Genomic DNA, 13,732 nt, shown 5'->3' with positions numbered 1-13,732 from the left:
CGATCATCCGGCAGCTGCAGCACCTGCAGCGTCTGGTCCTGGTTCAGGCCTTCGCCGCGCTCGAGCACCTGCTCGCGTTGGCGCACGAGGTGCGGATGGCCTGGTGCGGTCCCGACGTCGAGGTCGAGGGCATCATCAGCCTCAAGACCGGCGGCTGCCCCGAGGATTGCCACTTCTGTTCGCAGTCAGGGCTTTTCGCGTCGCCCGTACGCAGCGCGTGGCTCGATGTCCCGAGCCTGGTGGAGGCGGCCAAGCAGACCGCGAAAACCGGTGCGACGGAGTTCTGCATCGTCGCCGCCGTGCGCGGACCCGACGAGCGGCTGCTGGCGCAGGTCGCCGCCGGCATCGAGGCGATCCGCAACGAGGTCGACATCCAGATCGCGTGCTCGCTGGGCATGTTGACCAAGGAGCAGGTCGACCAGCTGTCCGAGATGGGCGTGCACCGCTACAACCACAATTTGGAGACGGCACGGTCGTTCTTCACCAACGTCGTCACCACGCACTCGTGGGAGGAGCGCTGGGACACCCTGCAGATGGTCCGCGAGGCGGGCATGGAGGTGTGCTGCGGCGGAATCCTCGGCATGGGCGAATCCCTCGAGCAGCGTGCGGAGTTCGCCGCCAACCTGGCCGAGCTCGACCCGCACGAGGTGCCGCTGAACTTCCTCAACCCGCGACCGGGCACCCCGTTCGGGGACCTCGAGGTGCTGCCCGCCGCCGATGCGCTGCGTGCGGTCGCGGCGTTCCGCCTGGCGCTGCCGCGCACCATGCTGCGCTTCGCGGGTGGCCGCGAGATCACCCTCGGCGACCTGGGCGCCAAGAAGGGCATCCTCGGCGGCATCAACGCCGTCATCGTCGGCAACTACCTGACCACGCTGGGCCGGCCGGCCGAGTCGGACCTCGAACTGCTCGAGGATCTGCAGATGCCGATCAAGGCGCTCAATGCCAGCCTCTGAGGCGGCCGGTAGAACGTACGGGTATGGCGTTCAACGTCTACACGGGTGAGCCCGACGGCACCGCGGTGCCGACCGCGGCCCAGCTCGGCCTGGAGCCGCCCCGATTCTGCGCCGAGTGCGGTCGGCGGATGATCGTCCAGGTGCGCCCCGACGGCTGGTCGGCGAAATGCTCGCGACACGGGCTGACCGATTCGAAAGATCTGGAACAGCGATGAATGACACTGCCGCGCCGAGGATCTCGCGTATCCGCGCGACGCTGACGGTGGTGGTGTCGCTGGCGGCGGTCGGCGCACTGACCGGCGCACTGTGGGCGTGGCTGGCGCCGCCGATCCACGGCGTCGTCGCGCTGGCGCGTGACGGTGACCGTGTCCGCGCCCATCTGGGCAACGAGGGTGACCACTTCTTTGTCGCGGCGTTCCTGCTCGTCGGCATGCTCTGCGTGGTGGCGGTCGTCGCGGCGACGGCGGTATGGCAGTGGCGGGTGCACCGCGGCCCGGCGATGACGGCCGCGCTGGTGACCGGATGCATGCTCGCGGCGGGCGTGGCCTCCGGTGTGGGAGCGCTGCTCGTGCATCTGCGGTACGGGACCATCGACGTCGCCGCCGCGCCGGTGACGCCCGAACACCGCGTGCACTACGTCACCGAGGCGCCGCCGGTGTTCTTCGGGCACTCGCCGATACAGGCGGTGCTGACGGTCCTGTTTCCGGCAGCCGTCGCGGCGCTCGTGTACTCGCTGGCCGCCGTGTCGACCGCGCGCGACGATCTCGGCGCATGGCCGCCGGTCGAGGTGCCGGCATTCGTTCCGCCGGCCGCCCCGGCGGTTACAGCGGAGAGCGTTCCACCCGCCGGCCCGTCATCACCTTGACCGCGATACGAACCAGCCGCGTCATGCCGACGTAGGTCATCGGGTTCAGCAGCGTCGGCCAGGTCGTGCGCACCAGGTGCTCCGAGAGCGGCTTGCCGTCGAACCGGTCGATCAGCCAGCGCAGCGCCATCGGCGCCGACATCGGGTGAAGCAACATGTGCTCGCTGAACATGTCCCGGTGGTAGGTCACCGAGGCGCCGCCGCTGCGGTAGGTCTCCGTGAGCTCGTCGATGTCGTCGACCGCGACGATCCGGTCGTGCACGGCCTGCACGATCAGCACCGGCGGCGTGGGCACCGCGGTGCCCAGTTTGATGCTGTCGAAGACGTGCTTGACCTCGGGCAGGTCCAGGATCTCGTTGAGCGGCCGGTCGACCAGCTTGCCCATGTCCATGCCCGCGAACCGCAACACGGCCTGCGCGGTGGTCATGTCCTGGATACGCAGCAACATCGCCTTGCCGGTTTCGGTGGCGTGTTCCTGGATGACCCGGTCGAGGTCCGGATAGACGTGGCTCAGCGCCGCGACCACCATCGCCGGGAGCCCGGAGTACAGGCTGCCGTTCAGCCGCCGGTAGGCGTGGCCGAGGTCCCCGACGGGGGAGCCGAGCACCGCGCCGACAATGTTGAGCTCAGGCGCGTACTGGCCGTGCACCTCGGCCGCCCAGGCCGACGCCAGCCCGCCGCCCGAGTAGCCCCAGAGGCCGATGGGAGCCGATTCGCTCAGCCCGAGGCGCTCGCTGTTCACCGCGGCGCGCAGGCCGTCGAGGATGCGGTATCCGGGCTCGTACGGCGTGCCCCAGATGCCGTGGGCGCCCTCGTGGTCGGGCACCGAGACCGCCCACCCCTCGGCGAGGGCCGCGGCGATCAGCAGGAACTCCAGCTGGGCCAGGGCGCCGGTGGCCACCGCCTTGCGGCGCAGCGCGTACGACGGGAAGCAGCGCGAGGACACGGCGTCGATCGCGCACTGGTAGGAGATCACCGGCACGACGCTGCGGTTCGCCCGTTCGGCCGGCACGATCACCGTGGTCACGGTGGCCTCCGGTTCACCGTTCATGTCGGTGGTGCGGTACAGCAGCTGCGTTGCGGTGAATTTCTGCGGGATCAGACCGAAAAAGGCCAGTTCAACGTCGCGACTGCGCAGCACGGTGCCGGGCTCGGCGTGCTGGAAACCGCTCGGCGGTTCGTAGAACGGATCGTCGGCCGGAAGCAGCGGACGGGCGCCGCGCGACAGGTCTTCGTGAGGTACGTGCCCGATCCACTCGGCACCTGAGGCTGGCGCGGCGTTGCCCAGAGACATTTCGCCATTGTTACTTAAGGAAGCCTTAAGAATCCAGTCGACTCACCCAGGCGGGCGCAGGGCGGCGAATTCGTCGGTCACCCGGTAACGCGCTTCGGTGAAGCGATACAACGCCGCAGGCCTGCCGCCGCTGCGACCCGACCGCGCCGTGGTGCCCGTGCGGGTGATGACGTTGCGACGTTCGAGCACACGTTGCAGATTGGTGGCGTCGACGTGGTGACCGAGCGCGGCGCTGTAGATGTCCCGCAGCGCAGACAGCGCGAATTCGGTTGGAGCCAAGGCGAATCCGATGTTCGTGTAGGACAGTTTGGCGACCAGGCGGGTGCGGGCGTGTTCCACCATCGTGCCGTGGTCGAACGCCATAAGCGGTAGGTCGCTCACCGGATGCCACCGGGTGTCCGGGGGCAGTTCCGGCGTCGCAGGGGAGGGCACCAGGCCGAGGAACGTCGACGCGATGGTCCGGTCGCCGGGAACCCGGTGTGGGTCGGAAAAAACGGCGAGTTGCTCGAGGTGGGCAAGCTCACGCAGGTCGACCTTCTCGGCGAGTTGACGGCGAACAGAGCTGGTCATGTCCTCGTCGTCGCCGAGTCGGCCGCCGGGAAGCGACCATCTGCCGCGCTGCGGATCGAGTGCCCGCTGCCACAACAGCACGTGAAGTGCTGGTTTCCGGTCGGTGGGCCCCCCGGTGTCTTCTCGGACCTCCCGAACCTGGAACACGGCGGCGAGCACCTCGTGCGCGGTGCTAATATGTGCCATGTTTTCGATTGTAAGTCGAAAACCCGATTTGGACGAAGGAGGCGGCCATGACGGTTCTGGACCGTATGCCCGCAGACGACCTCTCGAGCCGCATCGTCGACGGCCCCACCGGCTTCTCCGGGGTCGAGGGCGACCAGGAATGGGCCGCCGAGGTTCGTCGCCTCGCCGATCTACGGGGCGCGACACTGCTGGCGCATAACTATCAGCTGCCCGCGATCCAGGACGTCGCTGATCACGTCGGTGATTCCCTGGCGCTGTCGCGGATCGCCGCCGATGTCAGTGAGAACACCATCGTGTTCTGCGGCGTGCACTTCATGGCCGAGACCGCCAAGATCCTGGCGCCGGACAAGACGGTGCTCATCCCGGACCAGCGGGCGGGTTGTTCGCTCGCCGACTCCATCACCGCCGACGAACTGCGCGTGTGGAAGGCCGAACATCCCGGCGCGGTCGTGGTGTCCTACGTCAACACCACCGCAGCGGTGAAGGCCGAGACCGACATCTGCTGCACGTCGTCGAACGCGGTCGAGGTGGTGGCATCGATTCCCGAGGACCGTGAGGTGCTGTTCTGCCCGGACCAGTTTCTCGGCGCACACGTCCGGCGCGTGACCGGTCGCGAGAACCTGCACGTGTGGGCGGGTGAATGCCACGTGCACGCCGGGATCAACGGCGACGAGCTCGCCGATCAGGCCCGCACGCACCCCGATGCCGAGCTGTTCGTGCACCCCGAATGTGGTTGCGCGACATCAGCTTTGTATCTCGCGGGGGAGGGCGCATTCCCGGAGGAGCGGGTCAAGATCCTGTCCACCGGCGGGATGCTCGATGCCGCGCGCGAGACCGGCGCCCGCCAGGTGCTGGTCGCGACCGAGGTCGGGATGCTGCACCAGTTGCGCCGCGCCGCACCGGGAGTCGACTTCATGGCGGTCAACGACCGCGCCTCCTGCAAGTTCATGAAGATGATCACCCCCGCCGCGCTGCTGCGCTGCCTGGTGGAGGGCAAGGACGAGGTGCACGTGGATCCCGAAACCGCCCGGTTGGCGCGGGCCAGCGTGCAACGCATGATCGAAATCGGCCAGCCCGGCGGCGGAGAATGACCCGCCCGGCGGCCTGCGGTGCCGGCAGGTGGGCCGGTCACTGGCAGCAGCGCGCCGACGTCGTCGTCATCGGCACCGGCGTGGCCGGGCTGGTGGCGGCGCTGGCCGCACACCGCCGTGGCCGAAAAGTCATGGTGCTCAGCAAGACCGGTGACACGGCAACCTTCTACGCCCAGGGTGGTATCGCGGTCGTACTGCCCGACGCGCTGCGTGAGGACGGCGACTCGATCGAGTCGCACATCGCCGACACGCTCACCGCGGGCGCGGGACTCTGCGACCCCGACGCCGTGCGCTCGATCGTGACCGACGGATACCGCGCGGTGGCGGAACTGGTCGACCACGGCGCGCGGTTCGACGAGTCGTCACGGGGGACGTGGTCGCTGACCCGCGAGGGTGGCCATTCGTGGCGCCGGATCATCCATGCCGGCGGCGATGCGACGGGCGCCGAGGTGCAGCGAGCCCTCAACGGCGCGGCCGCCACACTCGACATCCGCCACAACCACGTCGCGGTCGAGATCCTGCAAGACGCGGGTGCGGTCACCGGCGTGCTGGTGCTCAACGACGACGGTCCGGGGGTGGTGCACGCGCCGTCGGTGATCCTCGCGACCGGGGGATTGGGCCATCTCTACTCGGCGACGACGAACCCCGAAGGATCGACGGGAGATGGTGTCGCGCTGGCTAGTTGGGCCGGAGTCCCGATCAGCGACATCGAGTTCATCCAGTTTCACCCCACCATGCTCTTCGATGGGCACACTGCGGGCAGGCGTCCGCTGATCACCGAGGCCGTCCGCGGCGAGGGGGCGAAACTCGTTGACTCCGAGGGTCGGTCCGTCACCGAAGGCGTGCACCCGATGGGTGACCTGGCACCGCGCGATGTCGTGGCCGGTGCGATCAACACCCGCATGGAGCAGACGGGTGCGCCGTGCGTGTTCCTCGACGCCCGGCGAATCGACAACTTCGAGAAGAGATTCCCGACGGTGACCGCGGCCTGTCGGGCGGCCGGTATCGACCCGACGCTCGAGGCCATCCCCGTGCTGCCCGGCGCCCATTACAGCTGTGGCGGCGTGGTCACCGATGTGTACGGACGCACCGAACTCGAGGGACTGTTCGCCGCAGGCGAGGTTGCACGCACGGGCATGCACGGCGCCAACCGATTGGCGTCGAACAGCCTGCTCGAGGGCCTCGTGATCGGAAGCCGGGCCGGAAACGTCGCCGCCGCACACGCTTTGGTCAGCGGGCCCGTGACGGCGCTGCCGCCCGAGCCCGTCGTACGGCGGGCACTGCCGCGGGCCGACCTGCAGCGGGCGATGACGAAAAACGCCGGCGTGGTCCGCGATGCCGACGGTTTGTGCGTCCTGGCCAAGGAACTTGATACCGCGCCGACACGGATCATCGCGTCGCGCGCCGATTTCGAGGACTCGGCGCTGACCACCGCCGCGGCGGCCGTCGCGGCGGCAGCGTTGACCCGTACCGAGTCTCGCGGGTGCCACCATCGCCGCGACTACCCGGACACCGACCCGGTACAGGCGCGCTCCCTGCTCCCGGCGGGGGTGTGCTGCTGATGGAGCTGACCGCCGACGAGCTCACCGAGGCTCGCAGGGTGATCGCCCGCGCCCTCGAAGAGGACCTTCGTTACGGCCCGGACGTCACCACGCTGGCGACGGTGCCCACGGATGCCAGAACGACGGCATCGATGGTGGTCCGCGAGCCCGGTGTGATCGCGGGTGTGGACATCGCGCTGCTGGCCTTCGACGAGGTGATCGGCGCCGACAACTATCTGGTCAAGCACCGCGTCGAGGACGGCGCCCGGCTCGAACCGGGCGGTGTCGTGCTCACCGTCGAGGCGCCGACGCAGGGACTGCTGACCGCCGAACGCACCACGCTGAACCTGGTCTGTCACCTGTCGGGGATCGCCACCGCGACGGCGGCATGGGTCGATGCGGTCTCCGGAACGGGCGCCAAGATCCGCGACACGCGAAAGACGTTGCCGGGCTTGCGTGCACTGCAGAAGTACGCCGTGCGCGTCGGTGGCGGCGTCAACCACCGGATGGGCCTCGGCGACGCGGCGCTGATCAAGGACAACCATGTCGCGGCCGCCGGATCGGTGGTGGCGGCGCTGCGGGCCGTGCGCACGGCCGCGCCCGAACTCGAATGCGAAGTCGAGGTCGACTCGCTCGAGCAGCTCGACGAGGTGTTGGCCGAGAACGTCGAACTCGTGCTGCTCGACAACTTCCCGGTTTGGCAGACACAGATCGCGGTGCAGCGCCGCGACTCTCGCTCGCCTGCAACGAAACTGGAGTCGTCCGGCGGGCTCTCGCTGGAGAGTGCCGCGGAATATGCGGGCACCGGCGTCGACTATCTGGCGGTCGGGGCGCTGACGCACTCGCTGCGGGTGCTCGATATCGGACTCGATGTCTAGATCGGCCGATAGCATCGAACGCGTGGATGAGGATGCGTCGCGCCGGCTCACGTTGTTGGTCGGCATCAGCCTGGTCATAGCCGTCGCCGCGCTCGCACTCGCGGGGTGGACGCTGTACAAGACGAGCGAATCCGAGCCCGAATACGACTCAACTCAGGTCGCCGACGCGAAGACCAAGATCTGCAGCGCGGCCGACGTCGTCCGAAAAGGCATCACACTCAACACGAATATGCAGCCCGAGGGCGGCGCCCAGGACGTCACCGGGGCGCAGGCGGTGGCCGCCAACGCGCGGATCTCGTTGTACGACGGCGGTCAATACCTGCTCGACCGGCTCGATCCGGCCACGCCGGTGGTGCTCACGGAGAAGGTCCGACAATTCGCGGACCACCTCATGGACATCGGTGCCAACGCCACGGCGGGGGTGCCCAACGACGATCCGGCACAAGCGAAACGGCTCGCCGATGCTGACGCCGAGAACAAGAGCATCACCGAGCTCTGCAAGTAGCTCAGCGACTCAGCAGAGTCCTTGCGGCGACCTTCGAGGCCTCGAGCGCTGTCGTGTCGCCGGCGATCCGGGAGAGCAGCAGCGCGCCCTCGACGAGCGCGATCAGGGCCAGCGCAGTCTGCTCGGCCTCGCCCTGTGTCCAGCCGTCGGCACGCAACCGGGCGGCGACGGCGTCGCGCCAGCCCGTGAACGCGGCTCGCGACGCTTGCCGGACCAGCGCGCTGGCGTCTACCGATTCGGTGGCGATCGGTTCGATGGGGCAGCCGTCGCGCGGATCGGCGGTGAGCCCCGAGGCCATCACGTCGATCCAGCCGTCGATCAGGTCCGGCACCGGCGATTGTGTGGCGAGCAGGGCGCGAAGCCGCTGCTCGATGTCGGCGCCGACGCGCTGGACAACGGCGGCGGCCAACTGCTGCTTGCCCTCGGGGAAGTGGTGGTAGAGCGAGCCCGCCTTGACGTCGGCGGTCTCGAGGATCTGGTTGACCCCGGTGGCGGCGTAGCCCTGCCTGCGGAACAGTTGCGCCGCGGTGTCGATCAGCGCGGTGCGGCTGCGGTCCGGACGAGGCATCCCTTGACTTTACTAGAAAGATCGCTCAAGAATAGTTGAGCGATCATTCCAGAAGGGATTTGGCATGCGGCAACTGATGTTCGAAGAGGTCGGTAAATACGCGTGGCGTGAGGCGCCCGAGGTTCAGCTGACGGGGCCGGGCCAGGCTCTTGTTCGACCGTTGGCCGTGGCGTGCTGCGACCTCGACGTCGCCGTGGTGGCAGGCAGATTGCCGATGCCGCCGGGTCATGCGGTGGGGCACGAGGGCGTTGCCGAGGTGGTGGCGGTCGGTGAGGACGTGCGCGGCGTGAAGGTCGGCGACCGGGTCATCGTGCCGTTCCAGATCAGCTGTGGAGAGTGCAGCGCTTGCCTGCGGGGCGCGACGGGATCCTGCGCGGCGCTGCCGCTGATGGCGATGTACGGGATGGCGCCGCTCGCGGGACTCGACGGCGGCGGGTTCATGGCCGATGTCGTGCTGGTGCCATATGCCGACGCGATGCTGGTGCGGTTGCCCGAGGGGGCGGATCCGGTTGCCGTTGCGTCGATGTCGGACAACATCCCGGATGGTTGGCGCGGCGTCGGCCCTTACGTCGACGAATTGGCGGCGCTTGCGCCGGCCGACCGGCGGGTGCTGGTCGTTGGTCGGCTGTCGATCGGCCTGTACGCGGCGGCGACGGCGGCCGCGGCGGGGATGCACGTCGACTATGTGGACACCGACCGGCAGCGGCTCGCGGTGGCCGAGAAGTTGGGTGCGGTCGTGCACGACCGCGAGAAGCCCGACAAGAGCGCCGAACAGTATCCGGTGACGGTGCACACGTCGGCGGATCCGGCGCTGCTGGCGGCGGCGTTACGGGCGACGTGGCCGGACGGGGTGTGCACCGACACCGGCATCTACGCCCAGGGCTCCGTGGAGATGCCACTGCTGCCGATGTACACGCGCGGGGTTCGGTTCGTCACCGGGCGGGTGAACGCGCGTGCGGTGATGCCGGAGGTGCTGGAACTGTTTGCCGGACAAGACCTTTCGCCAGTAGTTGAGCGTGTCGTACCGTGGGAGGAAGCGCCAGAAGCGTGGCCGGCGATGCGAGGCAAGACGGTGTTCAGCCGGGTGTAGCTCAGGCGATGTCGGCGACGAAAATGCCCATCTTCTTGGCCTGAACGCGGGCCATGAAAGGCAGGCCTTCCGCGTTGCCACCCGCCGGCACGATCCGCGGGTTGACGATGTGGACCGTGCGCGAGCCGTAGAGCAGGTCGGCTTCGCCGGCGGCGAGCACATTCTTCACCCAGTCGGTCTTGCCGTGGCCGAGTGCGATCGCTGCGGTATCGCCCTTGCGGTAGACAGTGACAATCGTCTCGTACGGCTTTCCGGACTTTCGGCCGCGGTGTCTGATCTTTGTCATGCCGGGCATCAGCCGGGAAATCGGCCTGATCATTTTGTTCAGGTATCTGACCTGCAGATTTTCGAACCACGGCGGGAACACCATCGGCACGCCGGGTGCGTTGTTCGGGTGCTCGCTGGCTCGCATGGCGCCTCCATAACCGATTTGGTCTGCTCTGGGAGAATGGACAGCGTGAATCTATCGTCGTCCCCGATCGCACGCATCGACTTGCGGGGTGCGCGGCTGTCCGCGGCGCGCCTGCGGTCCGCCCTGCCGCGTGGCGGAGTGGACGTGGACACCGTGGTTCCGAAGGTCCGCCCGATCGTCGACGCGGTTGCTGAGCGCGGCGCCGAGGCGGCGCTGGAGTATGGCGAATCGTTCGACGGGGTGCGACCCGCACAGGTTCGCGTCCCCGCAGCTGAGCTGAATATGGCGCTCACTGAGCTGCCGTCCGACGTCCGTACCGCGCTCGAGGTCGCCATCGAACGCGCCCGGGCCGTCCACGCCGACCAGCGTCGTACCGACACGACGACGACGCTCGCCCCAGGCGCCACCGTCACGGAGCGCTGGGTGCCGGTCGAGCGCGTCGGCCTCTACGTGCCCGGCGGCAACGCCGTCTACCCGTCCAGCGTCGTGATGAACGTCGTGCCCGCACAGACCGCGGGGGTCGACTCGCTCGTGATCGCCAGCCCGCCGCAGGCCCAGTTCGGCGGCTTACCGCACCCGACGATCCTGGCCGCCGCCGCACTGCTGGGCGTCGACGAGGTGTGGGCCGTCGGCGGAGCCCAGTCGATCGCCCTACTGGCCTACGGCGGCACCGACACCGATGGCGCAGAGCTGGCCCCCGTCGACATGATCACCGGCCCCGGCAACATCTACGTCACCGCAGCCAAACGCATCTGCCGATCGCAGGTGGGCATCGACGCCGAGGCCGGCCCCACCGAGATCGCCATCCTGGCCGACCACACCGCCGACCCCGTCCACGTCGCCGCCGACCTGATCAGCCAGGCAGAACACGACGAGATGGCCGCCAGCGTGCTGGTCACCCCCAGCATCGAATTGGCCGACGCGACCGACCGCGAACTGGCCAACCAACTGCAGACCACGGTGCACCGCGAGCGGGTGACTGCCGCGCTCGGCGGTAAGCAGTCGGCGACCGTTCTCGTCGACGACCTCGATGCCGGCATCCGGACCGTCAACGCCTACGCCGCCGAGCACTTGGAGATCCAGACCCTCGACGCGCGCGAGGTGGCCGGTCGAATCCGTTCCGCCGGAGCGATCTTCGTCGGACCCTATGCACCCGTGAGCCTCGGCGACTACTGCGCCGGCTCCAACCATGTGCTGCCCACCGCCGGCTGCGCACGGCACTCCAGCGGCCTGTCGGTGCAGACGTTCCTGCGCGGGATCCACGTCGTCGACTACGACGAGGCCGCGCTGAAAGACGTCTCCGGCTACGTCATCACGCTCGCCGAGGCCGAAAACCTACCCGCGCACGGCGAAGCGGTGCGGCGGAGGTTCGAAAGGTGACGGTCGGGGAGAAGGTGACGCTCGACGATCTGCCGCTGCGGTCGGATCTGCGCGGCAAATCGCCGTACGGCGCACCGCAACTGGACGTTCCGGTGCGATTGAACACCAACGAGAACCCGCACCCACCGACGCGGGCGCTGATCGATGACCTGACGGCGTCCGTCGCCGCCGTCGCGGGCGACTTGCACCGCTATCCGGACCGGGATGCGGTCGCGCTGCGTACCGACCTCGCAGCCTATCTCACCGCGCAGACCGGCACACAACTGACCGTCGAAAATCTCTGGGCGGCAAACGGTTCCAACGAGATCCTGCAGCAACTCCTGCAGGCCTTCGGCGGGCCCGGTCGCAGCGCCCTGGGTTTCGTGCCCTCGTACTCGATGCACCCGATCATCTCCGACGGCACCCAGACCGCGTGGCTGGTGGCCAACCGGGCCGACGACTTCAGCCTCGACATCGACGTCGCGGTGGCGGCCATCGGTGAGCGCAGCCCGGACATCGTGTTCGTGGCGAGCCCGAACAATCCGTCGGGACAGAGCGTTCCGCTCGACGACCTGCGACGCCTCCTCGACGCCATGAGCACCGGCGTGATGATCGTCGACGAGGCGTACGGCGAATTCTCCTCGCAACCGAGCGCGGTGCGCCTCATCGACGAGTATCCGACCCGGCTTGTCGTCAGCCGCACGATGAGCAAGGCGTTCGCATTCGCGGGCGGTCGGCTCGGGTACCTTGCCGCCGCCCCCGCCGTGATCGACGCGATGCTGCTCGTTCGATTGCCGTACCACCTGTCCTCGGTCACGCAGGCCGCCGCCCGCGCGGCGCTGCGTCACGCCGACGACACGCTCGGCAGCGTCGCTACCCTCATCGCCGAACGCAACCGTGTCACAGAGTCTCTGTCCGACATGGGTTTTCGCGTGATCGACAGCGACGCCAACTTCGTGCTGTTCGGCGACTTCGCCGACGCACCCGCTACCTGGCAGCGCTACCTCGACGCGGGCATCCTCATCCGCGACGTCGACATACCCGGATACCTCCGCGTCACCATCGGTCTGGCCGAGGAGAACGATGCGTTCCTCGCAGCGAGCGCTCGCCTGGCCGCGACCGAACTATCCCCAGTAGGAGCATCGTGAACGAACCCCGTCGCGCGACGATCGAGCGCAAGACCAAGGAGTCCGACATCGTCGTCGAACTCGACCTGGACGGCACCGGCCAGGTGTACGTCGACACCGGTGTGCCGTTCTTCGATCACATGCTCACCGCGCTGGGCAGCCACGCGAGTTTCGACCTGACCGTGCGCGCCAAGGGTGACGTCGAAATCGAGGGGCATCACACGATCGAGGACACCGCGATCGTGCTGGGGCAGGCGCTCGGCCAGGCGCTGGGCGACAAGAAGGGCATCCGCCGGTTCGGCGATGCGTGGATCCCCATGGACGAGACGCTCGCGCACGCCGCCGTCGACGTATCCGGGCGGGCGTACTGCGTGCACACCGGCGAGCCGGATCACATGCTGCACTTCACGATCGCCGGTTCCTCGGCGCCGTACCACACGGTGGTCAACCGGCACGTGTTCGAGTCGGTGGCGATGAACGCCCGCATCGCCCTGCACGTGCGCACCATCTACGGTCGCGACCCCCACCACATCACCGAGGCGCAGTACAAGGCCGTCGCCCGCGCGCTGCGCCAAGCCGTCGAGTACGACCCACGTGTAACCAGTGTGCCGTCAACGAAAGGCACTCTGTGACAAAACAAGTCGTCATCCTGGACTACGGTTCGGGCAATCTGCGCTCGGCGCAGCGCGCGCTGGAGCGCGTCGGCGCCGATGTCACGGTCACACCCGACGCCGACGCGGCGATGAACGCCGACGGCCTCGTGGTGCCCGGCGTCGGCGCGTTCGAGGCGTGCATGGCCGGGTTGCGCAAGATCGATGGTCCGAAGCTGATCGCCGACCGGGTCGCCGCCGGTCGTCCCGTTCTGGGCGTATGCGTCGGCATGCAGATCCTGTTCTCCCGCGGCGTGGAGTTCGGCGTCGAGACCACCGGTTGCGGCCAGTGGCCGGGCGCCGTCGTGCGCCTTGACGCGCCGGTGATCCCGCACATGGGCTGGAACGTGGTCGATGTCCCCGAAGGCAGCACACTGTTCGCGGGCATGGAGGCGGGCACCCGCTTCTACTTCGTGCACTCCTATGCTGCCCAGCAGTGGGAGGGCAGCCCCACCGCCAAGCTGACATGGACCACCCACCACGTGCCGTTCCTCGCCGCCGTCGAGGACGGTCCGCTGTCGGCGACGCAGTTCCACCCCGAGAAAAGCGGCGACGCCGGTGCCGCATTACTCGCCAACTGGGTTAAGGCATTAGGTTGACCACCGATGAGCGCTGGCGCGAAGAGGAGACCACCACAGTGTCG

General features: G+C 68.4%; 16 protein-coding genes. 12 read left to right on the top strand and 4 right to left on the bottom strand.

The features are described from left to right. Positions 1–2 precede the first annotated feature (2 nt). The 3 genes from bioB to A5698_RS05900 are packed head-to-tail and all read left to right on the top strand — an operon-like array spanning position 3 to position 1,818. Positions 3–953, top strand: a complete 951-nt coding sequence (bioB, locus tag A5698_RS05910) for a biotin synthase BioB (RefSeq protein ID WP_068294371.1) — start codon at positions 3–5, stop codon at positions 951–953. A gap of 23 nt (positions 954–976) precedes the next feature. Then, positions 977–1,168, top strand: coding sequence for a biotin synthase auxiliary protein BsaP (gene bsaP, locus A5698_RS05905; RefSeq protein WP_064395549.1), 192 nt, complete (start codon positions 977–979; stop codon positions 1,166–1,168). Further along, complete coding sequence (locus A5698_RS05900; RefSeq protein ID WP_068294369.1) at positions 1,165–1,818, top strand: DUF2567 domain-containing protein; 654 nt, start codon at positions 1,165–1,167, stop codon at positions 1,816–1,818. Before bsaP ends, A5698_RS05900 begins: the two co-directional genes overlap by 4 nt. On the opposite strand, the gene A5698_RS05895 is transcribed toward A5698_RS05900, so the two are convergent. Then, positions 1,775–3,112 (bottom strand): lipase family protein, encoded by a 1,338-nt coding sequence (locus A5698_RS05895; protein WP_068294366.1) that lies wholly within the window; start codon positions 3,110–3,112, stop codon positions 1,775–1,777. The two genes, A5698_RS05900 and A5698_RS05895, sit on opposite strands and share 44 nt — an antisense overlap. A 42-nt stretch (positions 3,113–3,154) precedes the next feature. After that, positions 3,155–3,868, bottom strand: a complete 714-nt coding sequence (locus A5698_RS05890; protein ID WP_068294363.1) for an NUDIX hydrolase — start codon at positions 3,866–3,868, stop codon at positions 3,155–3,157. Between the two features lie 47 nt (positions 3,869–3,915). Between A5698_RS05890 and nadA the strand changes: the two genes are divergently transcribed. Genes nadA through A5698_RS05870 form a run of 4 tightly spaced genes read left to right on the top strand, consistent with a single transcriptional unit; the run spans position 3,916 to position 7,883 of the window. Further along, the gene (gene nadA, locus A5698_RS05885; protein ID WP_068294359.1) at positions 3,916–4,959 is read left to right on the top strand and encodes a quinolinate synthase NadA; all 1,044 of its coding nucleotides are present in this window, start codon (positions 3,916–3,918) and stop codon (positions 4,957–4,959) included. Beyond that, on the top strand, positions 4,956–6,521 hold the full coding sequence (locus tag A5698_RS05880) for an L-aspartate oxidase (RefSeq protein ID WP_068294356.1): 1,566 nt from the start codon (positions 4,956–4,958) through the stop codon (positions 6,519–6,521). Before nadA ends, A5698_RS05880 begins: the two co-directional genes overlap by 4 nt. Then, complete coding sequence (nadC, locus tag A5698_RS05875; protein ID WP_068294379.1) at positions 6,521–7,378, top strand: carboxylating nicotinate-nucleotide diphosphorylase; 858 nt, start codon at positions 6,521–6,523, stop codon at positions 7,376–7,378. Before A5698_RS05880 ends, nadC begins: the two co-directional genes overlap by 1 nt. A 22-nt stretch (positions 7,379–7,400) precedes the next feature. Beyond that, positions 7,401–7,883 (top strand): hypothetical protein, encoded by a 483-nt coding sequence (locus A5698_RS05870; protein ID WP_068294350.1) that lies wholly within the window; start codon positions 7,401–7,403, stop codon positions 7,881–7,883. A gap of 1 nt (position 7,884) precedes the next feature. On the opposite strand, the gene A5698_RS05865 is transcribed toward A5698_RS05870, so the two are convergent. Further along, positions 7,885–8,451, bottom strand: a complete 567-nt coding sequence (locus A5698_RS05865; protein ID WP_068294347.1) for a TetR/AcrR family transcriptional regulator — start codon at positions 8,449–8,451, stop codon at positions 7,885–7,887. Between the two features lie 64 nt (positions 8,452–8,515). On the opposite strand from A5698_RS05865, the gene A5698_RS05860 reads away from it, so the two are divergent. After that, positions 8,516–9,541 carry an alcohol dehydrogenase catalytic domain-containing protein gene (locus A5698_RS05860; RefSeq protein ID WP_068294344.1) on the top strand — a complete coding sequence of 342 codons (1,026 nt, stop codon included), beginning with the start codon at positions 8,516–8,518 and terminating at the stop codon, positions 9,539–9,541. A 1-nt stretch (position 9,542) separates the two neighbouring features. Here the strand turns inward: A5698_RS05860 and A5698_RS05855 are convergent, their stop codons facing one another. Continuing rightward, positions 9,543–9,953, bottom strand: coding sequence for a nitroreductase family deazaflavin-dependent oxidoreductase (locus A5698_RS05855; protein WP_068294341.1), 411 nt, complete (start codon positions 9,951–9,953; stop codon positions 9,543–9,545). Between the two features lie 36 nt (positions 9,954–9,989). Between A5698_RS05855 and hisD the strand changes: the two genes are divergently transcribed. Genes hisD through hisH form a run of 4 tightly spaced genes read left to right on the top strand, consistent with a single transcriptional unit; the run spans position 9,990 to position 13,688 of the window. Continuing rightward, positions 9,990–11,333, top strand: a complete 1,344-nt coding sequence (gene hisD, locus A5698_RS05850) for a histidinol dehydrogenase (protein WP_068294338.1) — start codon at positions 9,990–9,992, stop codon at positions 11,331–11,333. After that, positions 11,330–12,460 (top strand): histidinol-phosphate transaminase, encoded by a 1,131-nt coding sequence (locus tag A5698_RS05845; RefSeq protein WP_068294335.1) that lies wholly within the window; start codon positions 11,330–11,332, stop codon positions 12,458–12,460. Before hisD ends, A5698_RS05845 begins: the two co-directional genes overlap by 4 nt. Beyond that, positions 12,439–13,071, top strand: a complete 633-nt coding sequence (hisB, locus tag A5698_RS05840) for an imidazoleglycerol-phosphate dehydratase HisB (protein WP_502688878.1) — start codon at positions 12,439–12,441, stop codon at positions 13,069–13,071. The genes A5698_RS05845 and hisB overlap by 22 nt, the downstream gene beginning before the upstream one ends. Next, positions 13,068–13,688, top strand: a complete 621-nt coding sequence (gene hisH / locus A5698_RS05835) for an imidazole glycerol phosphate synthase subunit HisH (RefSeq protein WP_068294329.1) — start codon at positions 13,068–13,070, stop codon at positions 13,686–13,688. Before hisB ends, hisH begins: the two co-directional genes overlap by 4 nt. Positions 13,689–13,732 lie beyond the last annotated feature (44 nt).

Source organism: Mycobacterium sp. E136 (assembly GCF_001666865.1).
GTDB lineage: Bacteria > Actinomycetota > Actinomycetes > Mycobacteriales > Mycobacteriaceae > Mycobacterium.
This window is presented reverse-complemented; position numbering and strand designations above follow the sequence as displayed.

Coding starts and splice junctions, on each gene's coding strand:
- bsaP (WP_064395549.1), top strand. CDS start 977: ATGGCGTTCAACGTCTACACGGGTGAGCCCGACGGCACCGCGGTGCCG.
- A5698_RS05860 (WP_068294344.1), top strand. CDS start 8,516: ATGCGGCAACTGATGTTCGAAGAGGTCGGTAAATACGCGTGGCGTGAG.
- hisD (WP_068294338.1), top strand. CDS start 9,990: ATGGACAGCGTGAATCTATCGTCGTCCCCGATCGCACGCATCGACTTG.
- nadA (WP_068294359.1), top strand. CDS start 3,916: ATGACGGTTCTGGACCGTATGCCCGCAGACGACCTCTCGAGCCGCATC.
- A5698_RS05855 (WP_068294341.1), bottom strand. CDS start 9,953: ATGCGAGCCAGCGAGCACCCGAACAACGCACCCGGCGTGCCGATGGTG.
- A5698_RS05880 (WP_068294356.1), top strand. CDS start 4,956: ATGACCCGCCCGGCGGCCTGCGGTGCCGGCAGGTGGGCCGGTCACTGG.
- nadC (WP_068294379.1), top strand. CDS start 6,521: ATGGAGCTGACCGCCGACGAGCTCACCGAGGCTCGCAGGGTGATCGCC.
- A5698_RS05895 (WP_068294366.1), bottom strand. CDS start 3,112: ATGTCTCTGGGCAACGCCGCGCCAGCCTCAGGTGCCGAGTGGATCGGG.
- A5698_RS05900 (WP_068294369.1), top strand. CDS start 1,165: ATGAATGACACTGCCGCGCCGAGGATCTCGCGTATCCGCGCGACGCTG.
- A5698_RS05890 (WP_068294363.1), bottom strand. CDS start 3,868: ATGGCACATATTAGCACCGCGCACGAGGTGCTCGCCGCCGTGTTCCAG.
- A5698_RS05865 (WP_068294347.1), bottom strand. CDS start 8,451: ATGCCTCGTCCGGACCGCAGCCGCACCGCGCTGATCGACACCGCGGCG.